This window comes from Pseudomonas sp. LAIL14HWK12:I10 (assembly GCF_900184205.1).
Lineage (GTDB): Bacteria > Pseudomonadota > Gammaproteobacteria > Pseudomonadales > Pseudomonadaceae > Aquipseudomonas > Aquipseudomonas kermanshahensis.
The window spans coordinates 161,056-183,275 of sequence record NZ_FXWU01000007.1; the positions used below are offsets into that span (position 1 = coordinate 161,056).

The window sequence follows — 22,220 nt, forward strand, 5'->3', positions numbered from 1 at the left end:
TGCCCTTATGCCGCGTCGCGCTGGCCGCCGCTGCGGAAGTTGTCCACAGCCTCGATCAACGCCTTGAGAATCGCCGAACTGTCGCCAATCACCGACAGGTCAGCCCGTTTGATCATGTCGCAGCCAGGGTCCATGTTGATCGCCACCACCTTGTCGCAGGCACCGATGCCCTGCAGGTGCTGGATCGCGCCAGAGATACCCACAGCCACGTACACCCGTGCCGTGACCCAGGTACCGGTAGCACCGACCTGGCGGTTGCGCGGCATGAAGCCGTCGTCCACCGCCACCCGCGAGGCGCCTTCGGTGGCGCCCAGGGCCGCAGTTGCCTTGTGGTACAGGTCCCAGTCCTTGACGCCGTTACCGCCCGAAACGATGAACTCGGACTCGGCCATGGCAATGGTGGCCGGGTCCACGGCCACCGAGCCGAGGTCTTCGATACGCGACAGGCTGCGTGCGACGCTTGTGGACAACTCTACCGGCAGCGCTTCGTGACGGGTTTCGCTGACCGGCTCCGCACATTCCGCCGCAGCCAGGATCAACCGTGGCACGGCGCGTTGCAGGTCCTGTTGACCCGCGCCGGCGCGGCCGATGCATTGGCCGTCCTTGACCTGCCAAACCCGCGTCGCGGGCCGTTCGCCCAAGGCGGCACCAAAGCGCCGCCCCAGCTCGCCGCCGCCAGTGCGGCTGTCGGGCAGCAGCCAGTGGCGCGGCGTGAACTGGTTATCCACAGCCCGCAACCCCTGCACAAGTTGCTCCGGTGCATAACCCTCGAACGCTTCGCCTTCGATAACCAGCAGACGGTCGACGCCGGCTGTGGAAAAGTTGCTTTCCTTGTGTTCACCAAATACCACGGCCAACACTGCGCCGTCGTTGCCGGCCAGGCTATGGGCCAGGCCCAGCAGGTCGCGGTCGTGGCTGCTCAGGCGGCCACCGACCATGTCCGGCACCACGGCAATGTAGAACGCCGGCGCCGGCACCTGGTGCAGCGGCAACTGGACGGCCGCCGCCGCTGTGCGTCGCCCACCCACACCCGTGCCCTGCTGGGCACCGCTGCGGTCGATACGCTTGATGCCACTGGGGCCGATGAAACCGGCGGCGATGGCATGCGGGTTCTTGCGCATGAGGCCGTTGGGCCCCATCCAGCTGGTTTGTTGCGTCTGCATGGCCGCGTGCAGCGGGTGCAGACGGTTACGGGCGATCCACTCGGCGCGTGGGTCGCGGCGGATGATGTCGCTCATCAGTGCACCTCCGCAGGTTCACGTTTAACCGTTGGCGACTTTGGGGCCGCAGGGGTTTCCTCTTCGATCAGCACATCGGCTACCAACTCGGCGAGGTCCTTGATCTGTGGGCGCGGTTCGACTACGCCCTCGAGCATCGCGGTGCACTGTGGGCAGCCCACTGCAACCAGCTCCGCCTGGGTCTCGCGAATATCGTCCATGCGCATGTCGGGGATACGTTGCTTGCCCGGGATGTCGGTGATCGGCGCACCGCCGCCACCGCCACAGCAACGGGAACGGAAGCCCGAGCGTTCCATCTCGCGCACTTCGATACCCAACGCCTTGAGCACTTCACGGGGCGCTTCGTATTCACCGTTGTAACGGCCCAGGTAGCACGGGTCGTGGTAGGTGACACTGCCGCCCTTGTGCTGGCCGAGGTTGAGCTTCTTGGCTGCGATCAGTTCGGCGATGTAGGTGCTGTGGTGCTGCACCTGGTAATCCCCACCCAGCGCGCCGTACTCGTTTTTCAGCACATGGAAACTGTGCGGGTCGCAGGTGACGATGCGCTGGAACGTGTATTTGGCCAGGGTCTGGATATTGCGTTTGGCCAATTGCTGGAAGGTTGCTTCATCACCCAGGCGACGGGCCACGTCACCGCTGTCGCGTTCCTCCAGGCCAAGCACGGCAAAGTCCACACCCGAGGCCTTGAGCACTTTGACGAACGAGCGCAGGGTGCGCTGGTTGCGCATGTCGAAGGCGCCGTCGCCCACCCAGAACAGCACTTCGGTAGTTTTCACGTCCGACAGCAGTTTCAGGTTGAGGTCTGCCGCCCAGTTCATCCGCCCGCCTGGGGCGAAGCCGCCTGGGTTGTCGGTGGCGATCAGGTTTTCCAGTACTTCCGCGCCTTTGTTCGGGGTCGCGCCTTTTTCAAGGGTAAGGTGGCGGCGCATGTCGACGATGGCATCGACGTGCTCGATCATCATCGGGCATTCCTCGACGCAGGCACGGCAGGTGGTGCACGACCACAGCGTTTCGGCGTCGACCAGGCCGTTGACGATCGGCTGGTGCGGGTGGCCACCATGTTCGCCGATCGGCTTGCCCGGGTACGGGCTGCCAGCAAACTTGGCGTCGGTGCCACCGGCCAGGCCGATGACCATGTCCTGAATCAGTTTTTTCGGGTTCAGCGGCTGGCCGGCCGCATAGGCCGGGCACATGGCTTCACATTTACCGCACTGCACGCAGGCATCGAACCCGAGCAGCTGGTTCCAGGTGAAGTCCACCGGTTTTTCCACGCCCAGCGGCGCATTCGGGTCTTCCAGGTCCAGCGGCTTGAGGCCGGTGGAGCGGCCGCCACCGAAACGTTCGGCACGGCGGTGCCAGGCCAGGTGCAAGGCACCGGCGAAGGCGTGTTTCATCGGGCCGCCCCAGGTCATGCCGAAGAACAGCTCCGACACGCCCCACAGCACACCCAGGCCAAGCAAACCGACCATCACCCAGCCACCGGTGTTGGCAGGCAGAATACCGGCGACCGGCAAGGTGGCGATGAAGAAGCTTGCAGCAAACACCAGCAGGCTTTTCGGCAGGCGCATCCACGGGCCCTTGGACAGGCGCGCGGGTGGATTAAGGCGGCGTTTGAAGACAAAGATCGCACCGGTGAACATGATCACCGTGGCGACCAGCAGCGCGTAGCCAAGGATCTTGCTCTGCAGGCCGAAGCCGTGCACCAGGATCGCCAAGGCCGCCGACAGCACAAAGCCGCCCGCTGTGGCGACGTGGGTCTTGGACATGTATTTGTCGCGTTCGACCACGTGGTGCAGGTCGACCAGGTAGCGTCGCGGCATGGCCAGCAGGCCGCCGATCAAATTGACCTTGGACGCTCGGCCACGCCGCCACATACGCACTCGGCGCAGGGCGCCGAGCACCGCCAGGCCAAGGGCAGCGAACAGCAGAATGGGTAGAAGGGTGTTCAACATGGGAGACTCCCACAACAGCTGGATTCTTGCGCCGCCTTGAGGACGAGACTGGCCCCTTGTGGGAGCGGGTTTACCCGCGAATGCGTCCGGTCAGGCAACGGCGTTGTCAGAGCTGACGCATTCGCGGGTAAACCCGCTCCCACAGAGGCCGCGCTCAGTGGCGGCGACTGTTAACGATCAGAAATCCTTGCACAGGCGCAAGGCGTCGTAGATCGCCGCATGCACGTTGCGCTGGGCCACGCAGTCACCGATGCGGTACAGCAGGTAGCCCTCGCCCGGCTGGCTGAGGATCGGCTGCGGCTTGATGGCGAACAGCGCCTCCACATCGATCTGGCCCTTGTTGCGCGAGCCATCCTTCAGCGCGTAGTACAGCTCCTCGTCAGGGCGCACGCCGTTCTCGATCACCACCTGGTCGACCACGCGTTCTTCCTTGGCACCGGTGTATTCGTTCTCCAGCACCGCCACCAGCTTGTCGCCTTCGCGGTAGACCTTTTCCAGCATCATGTCGCCGGTCATGATCACTTCTTTGGGGTACATGCTGCGGTAGTAGGTCGGGAAGGTCGTGCCGCCCATGGCCACGCCTGGCTTGATGTCGTCGGTGACGATTTCGACCTGGCTGCCCTTGTCGGCAATGTAGTCCGCCGTCGACATGCCGGTGAACTCGCAGATGGTGTCGTACACCAGCACGTTCTTGCCCGGCGCAACCTTGCCATCGAGCACGTCCCAGCTGCTGACCACCAGCCCCTCGGCCGCGCCCCAGTGCTCGTTCTGCTCGACGAACGGATGGCCGCCCACCGCCAGCACGATAACGTCCGGGCGCAGGTCCTGGATTGCGTCCACGCTGGCAGCGGTGCCCAAGCGCAGGTCGACTTTCAGGCGTGCCAGTTCCAGTTGGTACCAGCGGGTGATACCGGCGATCTGGTCGCGCTGCGGTGCCTTGGCGGCGATGGTGATCTGCCCGCCGATCTGGTCTTTCTTCTCGAACAGGGTCACGTCGTGGCCGCGCTCGGCCGCCACGCGGGCGGCTTCCATGCCGGCAGGGCCGGCGCCAACCACCACCACCTTGCGTTTGACGCCGGTGGTCTTCTCGATGATGTGCGGCACGCCCATGTATTCACGGGAGGTCGCGGCGTTCTGGATGCACAGTACATCCAGGCCCTGGTACTGGCGGTCGATGCAGTAGTTGGCACCGACGCACTGTTTGATCTGGTCGATCTGGCCCATCTTGATCTTGGCGATCAGGTGCGGGTCAGCCATGTGCGCACGGGTCATGCCGACCATGTCGACATAGCCGCCTTCGAGGATGCGCGTGGCCTGGTTGGGGTCTTTGATGTTCTGCGCGTGCAGCACCGGGACCTTGACCACTTCCTTGATGCCGGCCGCCAGGTGCAGGAACGGCTCCGGCGGGTAGCTCATGTTCGGGATAACGTTGGCCAGGGTGTTGTGGGTGTCGCAACCCGAGCCCACCACGCCGATGAAGTCGAGCATGCCGGTCGCGTCGTAGTACGCGGCGATCTGCTTCATGTCCTCGTGGCTCAGGCCATCGGGGTGGAATTCGTCGCCGCAGATACGCATGCCCACGCAGAAGTCGTCGCCGACCTCGGCGCGCACCGCCTTGAGCACTTCCATGCCGAACTTCATGCGGCCTTCGAACGTACCGCCCCATTCGTCGGTACGCTTGTTGACCCGCGGGCTCCAGAACTGGTCGATCATGTGCTGGTGCACGGCCGACAGTTCGACGCCGTCCAGGCCGCCTTCTTTGGCACGCCGCGCAGCCTGCGCGTAGTTGCCGATCACTCGCCAGATCTCTTCCACCTCGATGGTTTTGCAGGTGGCGCGGTGCACGGGTTCACGGATACCCGACGGCGACATCAGGGTCGGCCAGTTGAAGCCGTCCCAGCGCGAGCGACGGCCCATGTGGGTAATCTGGATCATGATCTTGGCGCCATGCTTGTGCATGGCGTCGGCCAAGTTCTGGAAGTGCGGAATGATGCGGTCGGTCGACAGGTTGACCGACGCCCACCACTCTTGCGGGCTGTCGATGGCGACCACCGACGAGCCGCCGCAGATCGCCAGGCCGATGCCGCCCTTGGCCTTCTCTTCGTAGTACTTCACATAGCGGTCGGTCGTCATGCCGCCGTCAGTGGCGTAGACCTCGGCGTGCGCGGTGCTGAGCACGCGGTTGCGGATGGTCAGTTTGCCGATCTGGATCGGCTGGAACATTGCTTCGAATGCCATGACGCTATCTCCGGCTTACAACGGCTTTGTAACGAACAGGCCATCTTCGTGGCCTTCTTCCGACCCGCCATAGACCTGCTCGGCCACGGTGCGGATCTTGCTGCCACGGGCAGCGAGAATCTGGTCCATTGCGCCGGCGAACCAGCCGGTGAACATGTAGTCGACCTTGCGGCCAACCTTGCCGTACACGTAGACGAAGGCGGAGTGCTTGAGCTTGACGCTGCAGGTGCCTTTGTCCAGGTCGATGTCCTGGATCTCGAACAGGCCCCAGCCACGCTGGGACAGGCGCTTCATGTAATGCTCGAACACCGCCACGCCTTCCAGGCCATGGCACTCGGCTTCTTTTTCACACCAGTGCCAGGCCGACTTGTAGCCCGCCTTGTAGAGGATCTCGGCATAGGCGTCGGCGCCCAGCACTTCCTCGATACCGATGTGGTTGTTAACGAAGAAATGGCGTGGCACGTACAGCATCGGCAAGGCGTCGCTGGTCCAGACACCGGTCTCACTGTCGACTTCGATTGGCAATTGCGGGGCGATCTTGGCCATGGAAACTCAACTCCATAAAATTTTTTATTGGGATGCCCCGGCGTTGCTGGCAGGGGCTTTCAGGCTTGGAGAGCGGCTTACTCGCCCCAGACATCCTTGAGGACGTTTACCCAGTTCTCGCCCATGATCTTGCGCACCACACGCTCGGAGTGGCCGCGTTTGAGCAAGGTCTCGGTGAGGTTGGGGAACTCGCCAACGGTGCGAATGCCCAGCGGGTTGATGATCTTGCCGAAGTTGGTCAGGCGACGGGCGTAGCCCTTGTCGTGGGTCAGGTATTCGAAGAAGTCCTGGCCATGGCCCTGGGTGAAGTCGGTGCCGATGCCGATGGCGTCTTCACCGACGATGTTCATGGTGTATTCGATGGCTTCGGCGTAGTCGTCGATGGTCGAATCGATGCCCTTGGCCAGGAACGGCGCAAACATGGTCACGCCAACGAAGCCGCCGTGGTCGGCGATGAATTTCAGCTCTTCGTCCGACTTGTTGCGCGGGTGCTCCTTGAGCCCCGACGGCAGGCAGTGGGAGTAGCAGACCGGCTTCTTCGATTCGAGGATGACTTCTTCAGAAGTCTTGGAGCCCACGTGGGACAGGTCGCACATGATGCCGACGCGGTTCATTTCGGCGACGATCTCGCGGCCGAAGCCCGACAGGCCGCCGTCACGCTCGTAGCAGCCGGTGCCGACCAGGTTCTGGGTGTTGTAGCACATCTGCACGATGCCCACGCCCAGCTGCTTGAACACGTCCACGTAGGCGATCTGGTCTTCGAACGCGTGGGCGTTCTGGAAGCCGAAGAGGATGCCGGTCTTGCCCAGTTCTTTCGCCTTGCGGATGTCGGCGGTGGTGCGCACCGGCATGACCAGGTCGCTGTTGTCGCGGATCAGCTTCTGGCTGGAGGCGATCTGGTCGACCGTGGCCTTGAACCCTTCCCAGACCGACACCGTGCAGTTGGCCGCAGTCAGGCCGCCTTTGCGCATGTCTTCGAACAGCTCGCGGTTCCATTTGGCAATGATCAAACCGTCGATGACGATGCTGTCGGCGTGTAATTCGGCTGGGCTCATCAGGCTGTCCCCTTTTATTGAGTTGGGTCACGCCGAACGTTGTGCCAGCGCTTTGGGGCCAGCATATGCCTGTGCCCCGAGGCGCCCCGATGCAAAAACGACAGGGGGTTTGCCGAAAGCGTCAATGCGCGACAACAGGCCCTCTGCGACGCTATCTGGCGATGAGAGACAGTCTCGATAACGACATTTTGCTCGCTTTCATGAACATTTCGTCAGGGAGCTACCGCGTTGCCTTCGGCTGAGCGAGAATCCCTGCGATTCGTCAGCCTGTTGAGGAGATAAAGGATGAAATCAATGGCATGCCTGGTACTGCTGGCCGTCGTGTCGGGCGCCCAGGCCGGCGAGGAAGAAAGCACCCCGTGCGACAACGTCGAGACCGACCAACAGACGTACGCGTGCGCGGCCTTCAACAAGCAGACGGCCGAGCGGGAGCTGAAGTCGGCTTACGATGACTTGATCCAGCGCATTCGCGACCAGTATGCCGACGAAGCCGATCAGGCCAATGCCTTGGTGGGGCGCATGGAGGCGGCGGAAAAACTCTGGGCCCAGCTGCGCGATGCCGATTGCAAGGTCGAGACCTTTGCCGAGAAGCCTGGCAGCAAGGCGTTCGAGGCGGCGTGGGGCACCTGTGTGGCGCAGCGCAGTGATGACCGGTCGGAGTACCTGCAGTCTATCGGGCAGCAGTAAACCTGCACCGGCCTCTTCGCGGGCAAGCCCGCTCCCACAGGTACTGCGCATTCCTTACGACCGGCGCGGTCCCTGTGGGAGCGGGCTTGCCCGCGAAGAGGCCGGTACAGGTTTACTTCACACCGCTCTGGCCAGCCGATCCTCCCGCGGGCACCGCTGATACCGCGCCCGGTAACAGCGGGTAAAGTACGACGCCGACTCAAACCCACACGCTACCCCCACCTCCAGCACGCTCATGTCGGTCTGGCGCAACAACTGCCGCGCCTTGTCCAACCGCAGCCGCAGGTAAAACCCGCTGGGCGTGTCGTCCAGGTGTAGCCGAAACAGCCGCTCCAGCTGCCGCCGCGTTACCTGCACCGCATCAGCCAGCACTTGGGTATTCAAAGGCTGTTCGGTATTGCGCTCCATCTCGCCAATCACTTTCACCAGCTTCTTGTTGCTGATGCCATAGCGGCTGGCGATCTGCATGCGCTGGTGGTCTTGTCGCGGGCGGATACGCCCGAGCACGAACTGCTCCGACACCTGCACCGCCAGCTCACTGCCGTGGGCTTGCGCAATCAAGTCGAGCATCAGGTCGATCGAGGCGGTGCCGCCCGCGCAGGTGATGCGCCGCCGGTCGATTTCGAACAACTCTTGGGTCGCCTGCAAACCTGGGTAGTTTTCCTTGAACGCTTCCAGCGCCTCCCAGTGCACGGTCGCGCGGTGGCCGTCGAGCAAGCCCGCCTCGGCCAGCACCACCGCCCCAGTATCGATGCCACCCAGTATCACCCCGTCATGATCGAGACGGCGCAGCGCCTGCTGCAGCGGCGGCCCATAACAGGCCAAAGGCTCGAAGCCGGCGACGATCAGCAAAATGCCCCCCGCCTCGCCCGCGCCCAATGCCGCATCGGCGTTCACCGACATCCCATTGCTGGCCTGCACCGCGCCGCCATCCAGGCTCAGCACCTGCCAGCGATACGACGGGCCCTTGAAGCGGTTGGCCACACGCAGCGGCTCCAGGGCACTGATAAAGCCCATGGCCGAGAAGCCGGGCAACAACAGGAAATGAATGATCTGCGGCATTGCTGTGCTCCACAGTGAAGGTGGTCGCCTGGGTGCAAGTGTTGGTCGCCAGGGTGCGATTTTCCACCCCGACAGCAGCGTAGCGTGTTCACACGGTCCAGAGAGACCGATCCCCATAACAATATGCACTGCCGATGGAGAGCCACCATGCACAGCTTGATCCGCCGCAGCCTGTTGACCCTTGCCGTGAGCAGCATCGTCTCTACCCCGCTTCTAGCCGCCGAGCCCGCCGCCTGCCAGAACGTGCGCCTGGGCGTGGTCAACTGGACCGACGTCATCGCCACCAGCGCCATGGCCCAGGTACTGCTCGACGGCCTGGGTTACCAGACCAAGCAGACCAGCGCTTCGCAGCAGATCATCTTTGCCGGCATCCGCGACAAACGCCTGGACATGTTCCTGGGTTACTGGAACCCGATCATGACCCAGACCATCACCCCGTTCATCGACGCCAAGCAGGTCAAGGTGCTCGACAAACCGAGCCTGGAAGACGCCCGGGCGACCCTGGCAGTGCCAAAGTACCTGGCCGACAAGGGGTTGACGACCTTCGCCGACATTCACAAGTTCGAAAAGGAACTGGGTGGGAAAATCTACGGCATCGAGCCCGGCTCGGGGGCCAATACCCAGATCAAGGCGATGATCGCCAAGAACCAGTTCGGCCTGGGCAAGTTCCAGCTGGTCGAGTCCAGCGAGGCCGGCATGCTCGCCGCGGTCGACCGTGCCGTGCGGCGCAAGGAGGCGGTGGTGTTCTTCGGCTGGGCGCCGCACCCCATGAACGTGAACATCGACATGGCCTACCTGGGCGACAGCCAGGACGCGCTCGGCCCTGACGAAGGCCGCGCCACGGTGTGGACGGTCACCGCGCCGGACTACGCCGAACGCTGCCCCAACGCTCACCGCCTGCTGGCCAACCTGAATTTCAGCGCCGAGGACGAGAGCCGCATGATGCAGCCGCTGCTCGACCACAAGGACGCGCTGGAGTCGGCCCGCCAGTGGCTCAAGGACCACCCCGAGGACAAGGCCCGCTGGCTTGAAGGTGTGACCACCTTCGATGGCAAGCCCGCTGCGGACAACCTCAAGCTTACCGCCAACTGATCCGGCCCTTTCGCGGGTAAACCCGCTCCCACAGGTACAGCGCATGCCAGGGACATCACCATCCCCTGTGGGAGCGGGTTTACCCGCGAAAAGGCCAGAACCGACATCACAAGGAACCACAATGAACCACGACGTCATCATCACCTGCGCCCTCACCGGTGCCGGCGACACCGCCTCCAAAAGCCACCTGGTCCCAGTCACCCCCAAGCAGATCGCCGAAGCCGCCGTCGAAGCCGCCAAAGCCGGCGCCACCGTGGTCCACTGCCACGTCCGCGACCCGCAAACCGGCCGCTTCAGCCGCGACGTGAACCTGTACCGCGAAGTCATGGAACGCATCCGCGAAGCCGACGTGGACATCATCGTCAACCTCACCGCCGGCATGGGCGGCGACCTGGAAATCGGCCCAGGCGAAACGCCCCTGGAATTCGGCCCAGGCACCGACCTGATCGGCCCGCTGGAGCGCCTGGCCCACGTCGAAGCGCTGCTGCCGGAAATCTGCACCCTCGACTGCGGCACCCTCAACTTCGGCGACGGCAATTCGATCTACGTCTCCACCCCGGCCCAACTGCGCGCCGGTGCCAAGCGCATCACCGAGCTGGGCGTGAAAGCCGAGCTTGAAATCTTCGACACCGGCCACCTGTGGTTCGCCAAGCAGATGATCAAGGAAGGCCTGCTCGACGACCCGCTGTTCCAGCTGTGCCTGGGCATCCCATGGGGCGCGCCGGCCGACACCACCACCATGAAGGCCATGGTCGACAACCTGCCCGCCAACGTCACCTGGGCCGGCTTCGGCATCGGCCGCATGCAGATGCCCATGGCCGCGCAGGCCGTGCTGCTGGGCGGCAACGTGCGCGTCGGCCTGGAAGACAACCTGTACCTGGACCGTGGCGTGCTGGCCAGCAACGGCCAACTGGTCGAGCGCGCGGTGGAGATCATCTCCCGCCTCGGCGCCCGCGTGCTGACCCCGGCCGAGGGCCGGGAAAAAATGAACCTCAAACGCCGCTGATCCCACTGGAGACCGCTATGCCTTTCATCACCGAGATCAAGACCTTCGCCGCCCTGGGTAGTGGCGTGATCGGCAGCGGCTGGGTCGCTCGCGCCCTCGCCCACGGCCTGGATGTCGTCGCCTGGGATCCAGCCCCCGGCGCCGAGCAGGCCCTGCGCAAGCGCGTCGCCAACGCCTGGCCGGCGCTGGAAAAACAAGGCCTGGCGCCAGGCGCTTCGCCACAACGTTTGACCTTCGTCAGCACCATCGAAGCCTGCGTGCGTGACGCCGACTTCATCCAGGAAAGCGCACCAGAGCGCCTGGACCTCAAGCTCGACCTGCACGCGAAGATCAGCGCAGCGGCCAAGCCTGATGCGATCATCGGTTCCAGCACCTCGGGCCTGTTGCCCAGTGAATTCTACGAGTCGTCCACCCACCCCGAACGTTGCGTAGTCGGCCACCCCTTCAACCCGGTCTACCTGCTGCCGCTGGTCGAAATCGTCGGCGGCAAGCGCACCTCGCCAGAGGCCATCGACGCGGCAAAAACCATCTACACCGCGCTCGGCATGCGCCCGCTGCATGTGCGCAAGGAAGTCCCCGGCTTCATTGCCGACCGCCTGCTCGAAGCGCTGTGGCGCGAGGCGCTGCACCTGGTCAACGACGGCGTGGCGACCACCGGCGAGATCGACGATGCAATCCGCTTTGGTGCCGGCCTGCGCTGGTCGTTCATGGGCACCTTCCTCACCTATACCCTCGCCGGTGGCGATGCCGGCATGCGCCACTTCATGTCGCAATTCGGCGCGGCGCTGAAACTGCCCTGGACCTACTTGCCAGCCCCCGAGTTGACCGACAAGCTGATCGACGATGTTGTGGACGGCACCTCGGACCAACTGGGCGATCGCAGCATTGCGGCGCTGGAGCGCTACCGTGATGACACCCTGCTGGCAGTGCTGGACGCGGTGAAAACCAGCAAGGCCAAGCACGGCATGGCCTTTGGCGATTAAGGAGACTGCAATGCCTGCACTGATCACCTACCGCACCCCGGTCCAGGAGGACTGGGTGGATTACAACGGGCACCTGCGCGATGCCTATTACCTGCTGATTTTCAGCTATGCCACCGATGCATTGATGGAGCGTATCGGCCTGGATGCCGACAGCCGCGGGCAAAGTGAGCATTCGCTGTTCACGCTCGAAGCGCACATCAACTACCTGCATGAAGTGAAGCTGGGTACCGAGGTGTGGGTGCAGACGCAGATCATCGGTTTTGATCACAAGCGCTTGCATGTTTATCACAGCTTGCACAGCGAAAATGTTGAGGGGCCTTTGGCAGCCAGTGAACAGATGTTATTGCACGTCTGCTTGAAAGCGTCGAAGGCATCTCCATTCGGTGATGTGACCACCGAGTGCATACAACGCCTAACGAAGCTCCAATACGGCATTCCACCACCCGTCTACGTCGGCCACATCATTGGCCTGCTGCCACGGTAATGCAGGTGGGGCGAAGTCCAAACCAGGTACCGCAGCCCCACCTGTTCCCTAATATACATTTTAGACGGTCAGGGTATAGTTTCCCATCGAGCATCATCTCTGTCATAACAATAGCTGAATTTAGGGCTGGCGCTTCTTCCATTACCTTCCATGCAGTTGGAGATACCCAAGGCTGAAAACTTAATCATCCCCCCCGCAAAACTAAAGTTTGACCGCAGACCTGAGCATGCACCCATGCCTGCCGCCTCACCATTTGCCGTCCATTGAAGGCATGATAAAACATCGCCTTGCTGGACGCGAATGGTCGTCAGCGCATTGTTGTTCCAGTACCAAAAATCACCTTCACTGATATTTCCGCAATCCGCAAAAGTCAGCACATCACTTGATGTGACCGTCAAGCAGGCTGGAAGCCCTAATTTGGCGCGTTCGACACTCCTGATTCTCTTACCCGTAAAGGGAGGGTAGAAATTCTCGACCGTTTCTCTGCGTTCATTCATCGCTCTAGCAACATCATGGTTCGCTACCGTACCCAGAGCTTGCCCTTGATAACTCAAGCGTGGATTGGAGAAGAACAATTGCCGAGGGCAGACAGGGCTGCACTCGGGAGCCATCTGCGTGCGGAACCTGAGGGAGCCCGACGCAGGTTTATACTGATATCCATGCGTGTAAGCATTACTCACACCGTCCCAGCTATGGGACATACCGAAGTTGTGACCGATCTCGTGCGACAATGAAGGGATGCAATAGATTGCCGAAAAACCTAAATGTTTTTCTGGGCCTGGTTTACCGCCACCACACAGCTCGTTATTGGCCACTAACATCGAGACGAGATCAGCACGCACCCGATCCCGCACAACTTTCACCTCCGGCATCCGGTACGTCAGATCATTGAGAAGCGTGACAAAATCTTTGCCGGTCTCATCGTGATTAGCGTCCATAAAACCGGCTAATTCATACGTTATAGCGACCTGGCTATTTTTTGTGATCTGATTGGCATCCTGCAACCCAAGGGTCAGCGCGGCGCGGTAGTTTGGATTCTTAGCACGGGACTGTTTGGTAGTGACAAACAGCAACCTGATCGTACTGTGTGCTGATTTTGGCGGCAGGTTGGTCTTGACTGTCGATACCTCATTTGCATGCCCCTTTGGATCCTGACTGTCCTCAGGCGGCAACTTCGAACTGTCAATTTTTATTAACGCATGCTGTCTGCCTCCTAGGTATTCCAGTTGATAGCGCTGGTCATCCACGATCAAGTTACCGACCAACTGGGTGCCGTGGCGCACGATCGACAGGTAATAGCGAGGGTCAAAATCGATCTCAGCAGGTGAAGGGTTATTCAGCTTCCACGCTGAAGGTTTATAGCCCACCCAGCCTTCGTAACCACCGGCCATTGAAGTAAAGTCGCGCACGTTGAATTGGGCTGTTTTACCATCGGGCAATGTCACTGCCAAATGCTGAGTGCTGTTGTTGATCAACTCCGCATTGGCGTCAACCAGCGTAATTTCCTCGTTAGCCGGGTTCGCCAACAGAGTCGCCAGATACCCCGTGGCTGTTTTCTGCAGCGTACTGCGATCTGGGGTGGGTTCAAGCGTGAACAGTTGCGTAACCGCGCTTGAAGTTCCGCTCTCTAGCGGTGTCGATGACGAGCAAGCCGCGAGCAACGCGCACCCTGCTATGACGAGCAATGCCCTATAGGCAGATATTTTCATAATCCCGCTCCACTGGAAGTCCATCGCCTCTAGCAGAGCAGGTAACACGCAGGCTAGTCACCTGGCAGAAATGTCAGGTAGCGGCATGGAAAACAGCGAAGTATGGGCAAAAAATAACCCCGGAAAGCCGTGAGCATCCGGGGCCAAGAGCGAGCAACATCCACTGTGCAAGAGCGAGGGTGACCAAACCCTCCGTTGCGGCAGATGGCTTGAGTGTGCTCACTTCAGGGCCGGGTGATTTAGCCGTAAACGACCTGTTCTTAGCCAAAGCAGCCATTGCGACATTCTGCCCTTGCGGGCATGTCGCGGTGGACACAGAATCGGTCGTAAATCACAGCAGCACTCGCTTAGCGATAAAAGGGACAACAGCCATGATGCATGCGGATTTGATTGACCAGGACGACCTCGCCGGCCACCTGCGCGCGCGCGGTTTCGACATCCCCGCCGGGGCCAGCGCCGAACAGGCCTGCGAGGCGGTGGTGCGTGGGCTGACCGAGCCCAATGCAAAGGCGCTGAAGGGCATGGTCGAGCAGATGTATACCGGCAGCGCGACGATACTGCCGGCGGTGCGCCAGGCGATCGACAAACAGCTTTTGCCTGCGCTGGCACAGTTCAGCAAGCGCACCTGACTGATTAATCCTGCACCGGCCTCTTCGCGGGTAAACCCGCTCCCACAGGTTCAGCAGAGCCTGCAAAGGCTGTGAGCCCAGGTTCAGCAGAGCCTTCAAAGGCTGTGAGCCCCATGTGGGAGCGGGTTCACCCGCGAAGAGGCCGGTGCACGTTCACACAGGCTCTAGCTCCAGCGTTTTCCCAAACACCCCCGCCAGCCCTTCCTGGTGGGTCACCGCCACCACGGTACACCCCGGCAACTCCCGCTTGAGCATCTCCAGCAAACGCTGCGCACTGCCGATATCCAGCTGACTGGTCGCCTCATCCAGGTACAACGTATCCGGCCGGTACAACAGCGCCCGCGCCAGGCTCACCCGCTGCTGCTCGCCGCCAGAAAGCACCCGTTCCCACTCCACGTGCCTGTCCAGTTGACCGATCAAGCCCCCCAGCCCCACCTTGCCCAGCACATCGACCAACTGCACATCGTCTATCGACCGCACCTGTGGATAAGCCAGCAAGCCACGCAAGCTCATCTGCGGCAGATACGGCTGCTGCGGCAACAACAGGCTGCGCCCCGGCGGCAATTGCCAATCACCCGTGCAATGGGGCCACAGCCCCTGCAAGGTGCGCAGCAAGGTCGACTTGCCCAACCCGCTGTGCCCGGCAAGCCGCACCCACTGCCCCTGGCCGACGCGCAGCTTGAGGCCGCGGAGCAAATGACTGCCGTCGGGCCGGCATACCGTCAGCCCTTGCAAGCACAGGCAATGGCCCTGCGGCGCCTTGATCACCTGCTGGCGGCTGGCGGCGATGGCCTGCTCGAACTGGTCGAGCCGCTCCAGCGCCGCGCTCCAGCGCACCAGCTTGTGGTACAGCTTGATGAACCAGCTGAGCGAGTCGTGCACGGCATTGAACGCGCTGCGAATCTGCATCAGGCCACCCAAGGTGATGGTCTTGGCCATGAACGCGGGCAGCGCCGCGAATACCGGCACGATCAGGCTGAAGCGCTGGTAGGCGACCGTGAACAGGCTCAGGTCACGCTCACGGCCCATGAGTTGTCGCCAGTTCTCGGCAATCGCCTGGAAGCGCTGTGCCAAGTGCTGGCGCTCGACCGCCTCGCCTCGGTACAGGGCAATTTGCTCGGCGTGGTCGCGCTTGCGCAGCAGGCCCGCGCGAAAGTCCGCCTCCCGTTGCTCACGCGCATAGTTGAGCGCGTGCAAGGGTTTGCCGATCAGGTGGGTCAGGACACTGCCGATCAAGGTGTAGGCCAGCACGATCCACAGCAGGTAGCCATGCACGGTGAAGGGTTCGCCGAACAGGTGGAAGGTCTGCACCCCGGACAGGTTCCACAGGATCACCACGAACGCGCCGACCTGGGCCAGATTGACCACCAGCGAGGCCACCAGCTCGATGCTCAGGTCCACCATCAGGTCGACGTCCTGGGCGATGCGCTGGTCCGGGTTGTCGGGTTCGCCGCTGAGCCCCAGGCGGTAGAACGCCTGGTCGCCCAGCCAAGCATCGATCAAACGCCCGGTCATCGCTTGGCGCCAGCGCAGTACCAGCCCTTTGCGCAGGTAGTCGAGGGCGACAAAAATCAGCACGTAGAGCCCAAGATAGAGCGCGTACTCACCGGCCAGCGCGTACAGCCCCTCGGTGTCGAAAGACGCCAGCGTGTCGTAGAAAGTTTTACTCCAGCTGTTGATCAACACGTTGATCTGCACGATCAACAGGCCAAGCCCGATGATCGTCGCCAGCATCAGCCAGGCAAGCCACTGCTGGCGGGCTTGCCAGAATGGCCGGCTCAGGCGGTAGAACCTGCGCAGGGTATTCACAACGCCTGCTCCAACGCGCCAGCCGATGGCAGCAGGCGCAGCTGCACCTGGTTGGCGACGGGGAACAACTGCCGCGCCAGTTGCTGCATGGCCGGCACGGTCAGTGCCTCGGGCAGCCTCGCCTGTTCGCTCAGGTAGCGAGGGTCCTGCCAGTGGCGCTCACTGAGGATCAAGCGCTTGAATTGGGTTTGCGGGTCTTCGCGGCGTTTAGCCTCCTGGCGCACCAGCTCGCGACGCTCGGCCAACAGCCACTGCTCATCCACCTTCAGCCCGGCCAGGGTCTGCTGCGCCAGTGCCCATAACTCATCCACACGCGCCGGGTCGCAGGTAAAACTCAGGGTGCTTTCGATGCGCTGCGAATCGGGGTCGAGCTGGGCATCGAAGCTCAGGCGATAAACCCCCGAGGCCTCGCCACGCAGTTGCTGTTTGAGCTGCTGGTTGGCCAGCTCACGCAGCAGTGCGACGCGCATGGCGGCCTGCGGTTGCCAGGCGTGCGGCTGGTAGCTGCTGGCCTGCAGCACAGCGCGGGGCTCGAGCGCTATCGCCAGGTCGCTGCGGCGCTGGCCGGGTTGCTGCAACGCGGCTTGCGGGTTTGGCGAGACGCCGCGCGGCAGGTTGGCCAGGTAGCCGCGCACCAGCGGTTCGAGCTGTTCTGCGGGCACATCGGCCATCAGGTAGTAAGTCACCGGCGCACGGGCAAGGCGCTGCCAGTCCGCCTGCAACTGCTTGCGATCGAGCTGTTGCAGCGCAGCCTGGTCAGGGGTTCGCCAATGATCGGCGCCGTACTTGAGTACGCGCTGCTCGCGCTCCTGGCGCGCACGCACATCCTCGGGACGACTGCGCAGGCGCTGCTGCAGATCGCTGCGCGCCTCGTCGAACAACGTGGCGTCGATGCTCGCCTGTTGGCTCAGCCGGTAGCTCTGCAGCAAGGCCGGAAGCTGCTCGGGGCGGGCGCTGAGGTTCAACTGCAGGCGCTGTGGCTGATGCTCAAGGCTGACGGTGGCACCTTGCGCCTGGCGCCACGCCTGCGCACCGTCCGGCCCGCTGCGCACGGCCAGTTGGGCAGCCATCTGTAAGCGCCAGGCAGGCGCATCGGCGAGGCGGTAGCCGGCGGACGAGTCCGCTTGTAACAGCCACTTGCCCTCTGGGCCGTTACGGCGCAGCCATACCAGCCGGTCGCCGTTCCCCAAGCGCCAGTGTTCGACGTGCTCAGCAGGGAATGCCTTGCGGTCGACAATGTGCCCTGCGGTACCCGGTGCATCGGGCATGTAACTGGCTACGCTCGGGGTTTCAGCTGACTGCTGAACAGGTGGGGAGAGCTTCTGGCTGGCGATCTCTACCCGCAGTGCCTCGACCGCTGCCACGCTTGGCAACTCGACCTGCGACTGCCCAGGCACGCTGAACTGCAACACGCGATCGGCACTGCCAAGCCAATGCCGCAGCCTGTGATTGAGGTCTTCCCGCTCGATGCCTGGCAGCACCTGCAGGTAGCGACGGGCAGCAGCATGACGCTCGACCACGCTGCCTTTTGCCGCGGTGGCGTTGTTGAGCTGTTCGACCCACTGCTCGAATGTACGTGGCGCGTGGTTGGCCAAGGTCTTGTCGCCCAAGGCGCGAATATGGGCTTGCTGTTTTTGGTAGTCCTGCTCGCTGAAGCCATGCTGACGCAAGCGCTCGATCTCGGTCAGCAGCTGGCGCAGCGCCTGTTCGTGCTGCTGGCCTTCGACGCCGGCAGCGATACCCAGCACCGTCGACTGGCTGCCGATCAGGGTTTTCTGTGCCACCAGGCTGCGCACCCCGGGCGCCAGCGGCTGGCGTCGCAGGCTGTCGAGCAGCGCGGCCAAGGCCATGCGGTCGATCAACCGCTCACGCAGCGCCGCGCGGGTGGTGCCGCGGCTGTCCGGTTCATGCAGGCGGAACAACAGCGCCACCTGGTTGCTGCCAGACTGCGGGTCTTGCAGGCGGAAGATTTTCAGCGCGTTGTCCAGCGGCAGGTCGCGGTAGTCGCGAGCCGGGCTGGCACCACCTTTGGCCTTGCCGAAGGTGTGCTCGATCTGCGCCAGCATGGCCTTGGGCTCGAAATCGCCTACCGCCGAAATCACCATGTTCGGCGCCTGGTACCAGCGCGCCTGAAAGCCTTGCAAGCTGGCCAGGCTGGCATTGCGGATGGCCGCCTCGTTGCCGATGGTGCGGTGCTCTGGGTAACGTGAGCCAACCCGTTGCGACGCGGTGCGTTGCTGGTTCATGCGCTGGGCCACACCCAGGCCGCCCCGCCACTCCTCGATGACGATCGGCCGTTCGCGCTCAAGGTCGGCAGCACTGTAGTCGCCGGCGAACGCCAGGTCGGCCAATGCTTGCAGAGCCTGCGGGGCCTGGCGCACGCCGGCCGGCGGGCTGAGCATGAACTGGGTGCGTTCGTAGTTGGTCACCGCATTGAAGTGGCGGCCTTGCACCCAGCCCAACGCCGTCATGCGCTGGCGCAGGTTGCCCGACTGCCCGGCGCGGCTGTGGAACACCAGGTGTTCGACCATGTGCGCGACGCCCACCTGCTCGTCGGTTTCGTCGATGGAACCGGCATTGACCGTCAGGCGCAGGTCGAGCCGGCCAGGCTGGGCGGTCTCGCGCACCAGCCGGTATTGCAGGCCGTTGGCCAGGGTGCCTTGGCTGACCTGGGCATCCCAAGGCAATGGCGAGTCCGGTTCGGGTAGCGCGGTGCAGGCGCCGAGCAGCAGCGGGCCGAGCAGGCCCGCAATGAGCTTTTTCATCAGGGTGTCCACGGTTTTTTATGGGGTCAAAAGCGGTAGCCGACTTCCAGCCAGTACTGGCGGCCGACTTCATACGTGGTGCGGACGGTGCTGCTGTTGCTGACGATTGAGTTGACCTTGTCAGTGACGTTGGTCACGTCCACAGCAACAAACAGCGCCTGCTCCCTGGCGGTGGGCATTTCCCATTTCACGCGCATATCCCAGGTGGGTGCGCCAGCCACCGAAGCGGTGTCGTAAACGGCCAGGGCCTCGCCGTCCACATCGGCGGTGCGGCCGGTGTCGATGATTTGGTCGTACGCACCCCGGTAACGAAAGAAGTTGCTGATGCTCAGGTGCCAGCGCGGGATCTCGGTAATGGTGGTCAGGCGGGCGGTCCAAGGGCGGTTGAAGTCGCTGGCCGGGAGTTGGCTGTAAGCCATGCGTTTGCCGTCGTAGAGCACATCACCATCCGCGTATTCGGCGTCATTGAAGCCAGCTTCATAGGTGCTGTAGGCATTCTTGCTGCGCGACCAATCCAGTGCCAGTTGCAGGCTGGTGACACTGCCCAGCACCCGCAATGGCTGATTGGGCGTAACGGTCAGGGACAGGTTGTCGCTCTCGCTCGCACCCGCATTCACGTAGGTGTAGTAAATGGCCTGGTAGCCCTCAAGGGGATCAAGGCCAAGCACCCGCGACGAGGACCGCACCACCTGGTCCTTGCCCTTGCGGTGTACGTACTTCAGGCGAAAGTCAGTGTTCAGCCAGCGCTGTTCCAGGCCGAGCATCAGTTCATCATCGTAAGGGATGTTCATGTCTGAAAAACGGTTGGTGTTCAGCGTTTGCCGACCAACCCACTCACTGGTCTGGCTGCTGCGGGTATAGGTGGTGTTGAAGCCCTGGCGGCCATCGGCAAGGCGGTACTTGAACAGGTTGCGGCCGTAATAGCGGTTGGCGCCGAAAACCAGCACCGTGCTGCGGTCGCCGAAGAAGTCGTAGTCACCGGCAAAGCGCGGTGAAAGGGTCTTCTGCTGCATGTAGTCATCGCCTTCGAAGCGCACGCCCGGGCGCAGGCTGAGCTTGCCTATCTGCATCTGGTCGTCGATGAACACGGCGTAAGCATTTTCGGTCAGGTCCAGCTTGCCTGCGTTGTACTGGGTACGCAGGTTCGCCCACTGGCGGCTTTTCCCGTTGAGCAACGGGCTGACGGAGCACCACGGATCGTCGCCTGCGCAGCGGCTTTCGTCGTCGCGGCTAAACCCGCTCACGCCCTGCCCGGTTGCTTCGCGCTCCCACTCCGCGTGCTTTTGCGACAACTCAAGGCCTGTCGTGAACGCGTGGCTGGTACCGGCGAAATCGAACGTCTGCCATTGGCCCTTGAGCGTGTAATCAAGACCGCGCTGACGCTGGTCCAGATTGCCGAACGAGCCCTCACCGCTGCGGGCTGTATTGCCGGTGGGGTTACCCCAGTTCTTCTCATCGGAGTAATACCAGAACACCGTGTCCTTGCTGTCGGCCTCTCGCGAGCTGTACAGGTTGGTAAGCGCCAGCGTGTGCGTCCAGCGCGCTTGGTCACCTTCCCAGACGGCCTTCAACGAACCCTGCCAGCCGCCATTGGTGTTGGTGAAATCGGAGTCGAGAAAATTCTGCCGGAAAAACACGTTCTCCTGAGGCGCGTGGATGAACGAGCCTTCCAGCGTCAACCGCTCATTGACGTCCCAATAGGTCTTGAGCATGTAGTTGTCCAGCTGGCGGGTCTGGTCCGCGCTGCTGTCGGCATTAGGGCTGGTGTAACCATTTTCGTAACGGTTGAGCGGGATCACAGAGCGGCGCTGGGAAAAGCTCAGGATGGCACCGAAATTGTCGGTCAGGTGGCCCTCGAGCATGCCTCGCAACGTGGTCTTCTCGAACTCCGGCTGGTACTGCTCGGAAGAGGCGTGGTCGAAGCTCTCCTGATCGGCTTCGGTAATGTGGTAGCGGGTCCACTCCGAGCGGGTCAGTGCATAGGAGATCTTGCCGTGCAGTTCTCTGCTCGGGCGACGGGTGATGGCATCGATCACGCCGCCATTGAAGCCTCCGTATTCGACTGGAACGTTGCTGTCGTAGACCTTCACTTCCTGCAGCAGATCGGCGTCCAGGGCTATGCCGTGGGGGTTACTGGGCGCGGCATCGAATTGGCGGTTTTCACTGTAGCCATGGGCGCCAGGGTCCAAGTCGTTATTGATCGAAATGCCATCGATCATGAAGTTGTTCTGGTAGAACTTGGCGCCGTTGATGCTGATGTCGGCGGGGTCGATTTCGCCCGGGGTGTTGGAGCTTTTTTGCGCGCTGGAAAATTGCACGCTCGGGTGCATCTGCAGCAGGGTCGTGATATCGCCGTTGGCCCCAGGGAAGGCACGGATGGCCTGATTGCTGATGACCGTGGCACCCAGGTAACCATTGTCGCCGCTATCGCCCAGCACCAAGGTGTCATGCAATTCCATAGGGCCGGCATCTGCATCGCTGTGCAGGAGGCGCAGGCTTACCACACCACCGTCGTAGTCCCAGGTCAGGCCACTGCCAGAAAGCAGGCGAGCCAATGCCGCTTCGTTGCTGAAACGCCCCTGCACGGCATTGTTTTGCGCGCCCTCCAGCAACTGCGCATCGGCGGTCATTTGCAGACCGCTTTGCTGGCCGAAGGCGATCAACGCGGCAGCAAGGTCCTGCGCCGGGATAGCAAATGCATGCACTTGCGCCAATTGCGAAGCGGCGGCGGCCTCACTTGCCGACACTGCAGGCACGAACAAGGCACAGCCTGCGCCAAGCAGCGTACTGCGGGCCAAATGCTTCAGGCGCAACGACCACCCCCGCGCTTGGCGAGGCATACGGCTTGTTGTTTCAGTCATCCCACATCCCCACCCCGGGCAATCGCCGGGCTGCAAAATTGAATACGAATCGGTATCAGTTATTGCGCGCGGGGAAGAAGACGGGGCAGTGGGGGGTTTTTTCA

General features: G+C 62.4%; 16 protein-coding genes. 6 read left to right on the top strand and 10 right to left on the bottom strand.

Translation table 11 applies throughout. From position 1 onward, the window contains the following. Positions 1-5: 5 nt before the first annotated feature. The 5 genes from etfA to QOS90_RS17240 all read right to left on the bottom strand — a co-directional run bounded on the left by etfA (position 6) and on the right by QOS90_RS17240 (position 7,029). Positions 6-1,238: an electron transfer flavoprotein subunit alpha gene (etfA, locus tag QOS90_RS17220; RefSeq protein ID WP_085273836.1), complete on the bottom strand. Its 1,233-nt coding sequence runs from the start codon at positions 1,236-1,238 to the stop codon at positions 6-8. After that, the gene (dgcB, locus tag QOS90_RS17225) at positions 1,238-3,190 is read right to left on the bottom strand and encodes a dimethylglycine demethylation protein DgcB (RefSeq protein ID WP_085273837.1); all 1,953 of its coding nucleotides are present in this window, start codon (positions 3,188-3,190) and stop codon (positions 1,238-1,240) included. Before dgcB ends, etfA begins: the two co-directional genes overlap by 1 nt. 177 nt (positions 3,191-3,367) lie before the next feature. After that, positions 3,368-5,428 carry a dimethylglycine demethylation protein DgcA gene (gene dgcA / locus QOS90_RS17230; protein ID WP_027594294.1) on the bottom strand — a complete coding sequence of 687 codons (2,061 nt, stop codon included), beginning with the start codon at positions 5,426-5,428 and terminating at the stop codon, positions 3,368-3,370. A gap of 15 nt (positions 5,429-5,443) precedes the next feature. Next, entirely contained in the window at positions 5,444-5,974 is a 531-nt protein-coding gene (locus tag QOS90_RS17235) for a DUF5943 domain-containing protein (protein ID WP_027594293.1), read from the bottom strand. Positions 5,975-6,051: 77 nt separating this feature from the next. After that, positions 6,052-7,029 (bottom strand): dipeptidase, encoded by a 978-nt coding sequence (locus QOS90_RS17240; protein ID WP_027594292.1) that lies wholly within the window; start codon positions 7,027-7,029, stop codon positions 6,052-6,054. A gap of 285 nt (positions 7,030-7,314) precedes the next feature. Here QOS90_RS17240 and QOS90_RS17245 point away from each other — a divergent pair, with 285 nt between their 5' ends. After that, the gene (locus QOS90_RS17245) at positions 7,315-7,716 is read left to right on the top strand and encodes a lysozyme inhibitor LprI family protein (protein ID WP_027594291.1); all 402 of its coding nucleotides are present in this window, start codon (positions 7,315-7,317) and stop codon (positions 7,714-7,716) included. Positions 7,717-7,833: 117 nt separating this feature from the next. Here QOS90_RS17245 and QOS90_RS17250 read toward each other — a convergent pair whose 3' ends face one another. Continuing rightward, positions 7,834-8,778 carry a GlxA family transcriptional regulator gene (locus QOS90_RS17250; RefSeq protein WP_027594290.1) on the bottom strand — a complete coding sequence of 315 codons (945 nt, stop codon included), beginning with the start codon at positions 8,776-8,778 and terminating at the stop codon, positions 7,834-7,836. Positions 8,779-8,925: 147 nt separating this feature from the next. Here QOS90_RS17250 and choX point away from each other — a divergent pair, with 147 nt between their 5' ends. From choX to QOS90_RS17270, 4 genes are all read left to right on the top strand, one after another. After that, positions 8,926-9,870, top strand: a complete 945-nt coding sequence (gene choX / locus QOS90_RS17255) for a choline ABC transporter substrate-binding protein (RefSeq protein WP_085273838.1) — start codon at positions 8,926-8,928, stop codon at positions 9,868-9,870. Positions 9,871-9,991: 121 nt separating this feature from the next. Further along, positions 9,992-10,876: a 3-dehydrocarnitine:acetyl-CoA trimethylamine transferase CdhC gene (cdhC, locus tag QOS90_RS17260; RefSeq protein WP_027594288.1), complete on the top strand. Its 885-nt coding sequence runs from the start codon at positions 9,992-9,994 to the stop codon at positions 10,874-10,876. A gap of 17 nt (positions 10,877-10,893) precedes the next feature. Next, positions 10,894-11,859, top strand: a complete 966-nt coding sequence (locus QOS90_RS17265; RefSeq protein ID WP_085273839.1) for an L-carnitine dehydrogenase — start codon at positions 10,894-10,896, stop codon at positions 11,857-11,859. Between the two features lie 10 nt (positions 11,860-11,869). Beyond that, positions 11,870-12,343 (top strand): thioesterase family protein, encoded by a 474-nt coding sequence (locus QOS90_RS17270; RefSeq protein ID WP_085273840.1) that lies wholly within the window; start codon positions 11,870-11,872, stop codon positions 12,341-12,343. 68 nt (positions 12,344-12,411) lie between these two features. Here the strand turns inward: QOS90_RS17270 and QOS90_RS17275 are convergent, their stop codons facing one another. Further along, positions 12,412-14,052 (bottom strand): reprolysin-like metallopeptidase, encoded by a 1,641-nt coding sequence (locus QOS90_RS17275; RefSeq protein WP_143491091.1) that lies wholly within the window; start codon positions 14,050-14,052, stop codon positions 12,412-12,414. A 371-nt stretch (positions 14,053-14,423) separates the two neighbouring features. On the opposite strand from QOS90_RS17275, the gene QOS90_RS17280 reads away from it, so the two are divergent. Further along, complete coding sequence (locus QOS90_RS17280; RefSeq protein ID WP_027594285.1) at positions 14,424-14,681, top strand: hypothetical protein; 258 nt, start codon at positions 14,424-14,426, stop codon at positions 14,679-14,681. Positions 14,682-14,834: 153 nt separating this feature from the next. Here QOS90_RS17280 and QOS90_RS17285 read toward each other — a convergent pair whose 3' ends face one another. From QOS90_RS17285 to QOS90_RS17295, 3 genes are read right to left on the bottom strand one after another with little or no spacing between them, the layout of a single operon-like run. Continuing rightward, entirely contained in the window at positions 14,835-16,490 is a 1,656-nt protein-coding gene (locus QOS90_RS17285) for an ABC transporter ATP-binding protein/permease (protein WP_085273842.1), read from the bottom strand. Continuing rightward, a complete protein-coding gene (locus tag QOS90_RS17290; protein WP_085273908.1) occupies positions 16,487-19,255 on the bottom strand; it encodes a M16 family metallopeptidase in 2,769 nt (922 codons plus the stop codon). The genes QOS90_RS17285 and QOS90_RS17290 overlap by 4 nt, the downstream gene beginning before the upstream one ends. A gap of 26 nt (positions 19,256-19,281) precedes the next feature. Continuing rightward, complete coding sequence (locus QOS90_RS17295; protein ID WP_085273843.1) at positions 19,282-22,116, bottom strand: TonB-dependent receptor; 2,835 nt, start codon at positions 22,114-22,116, stop codon at positions 19,282-19,284. Positions 22,117-22,220 lie beyond the last annotated feature (104 nt).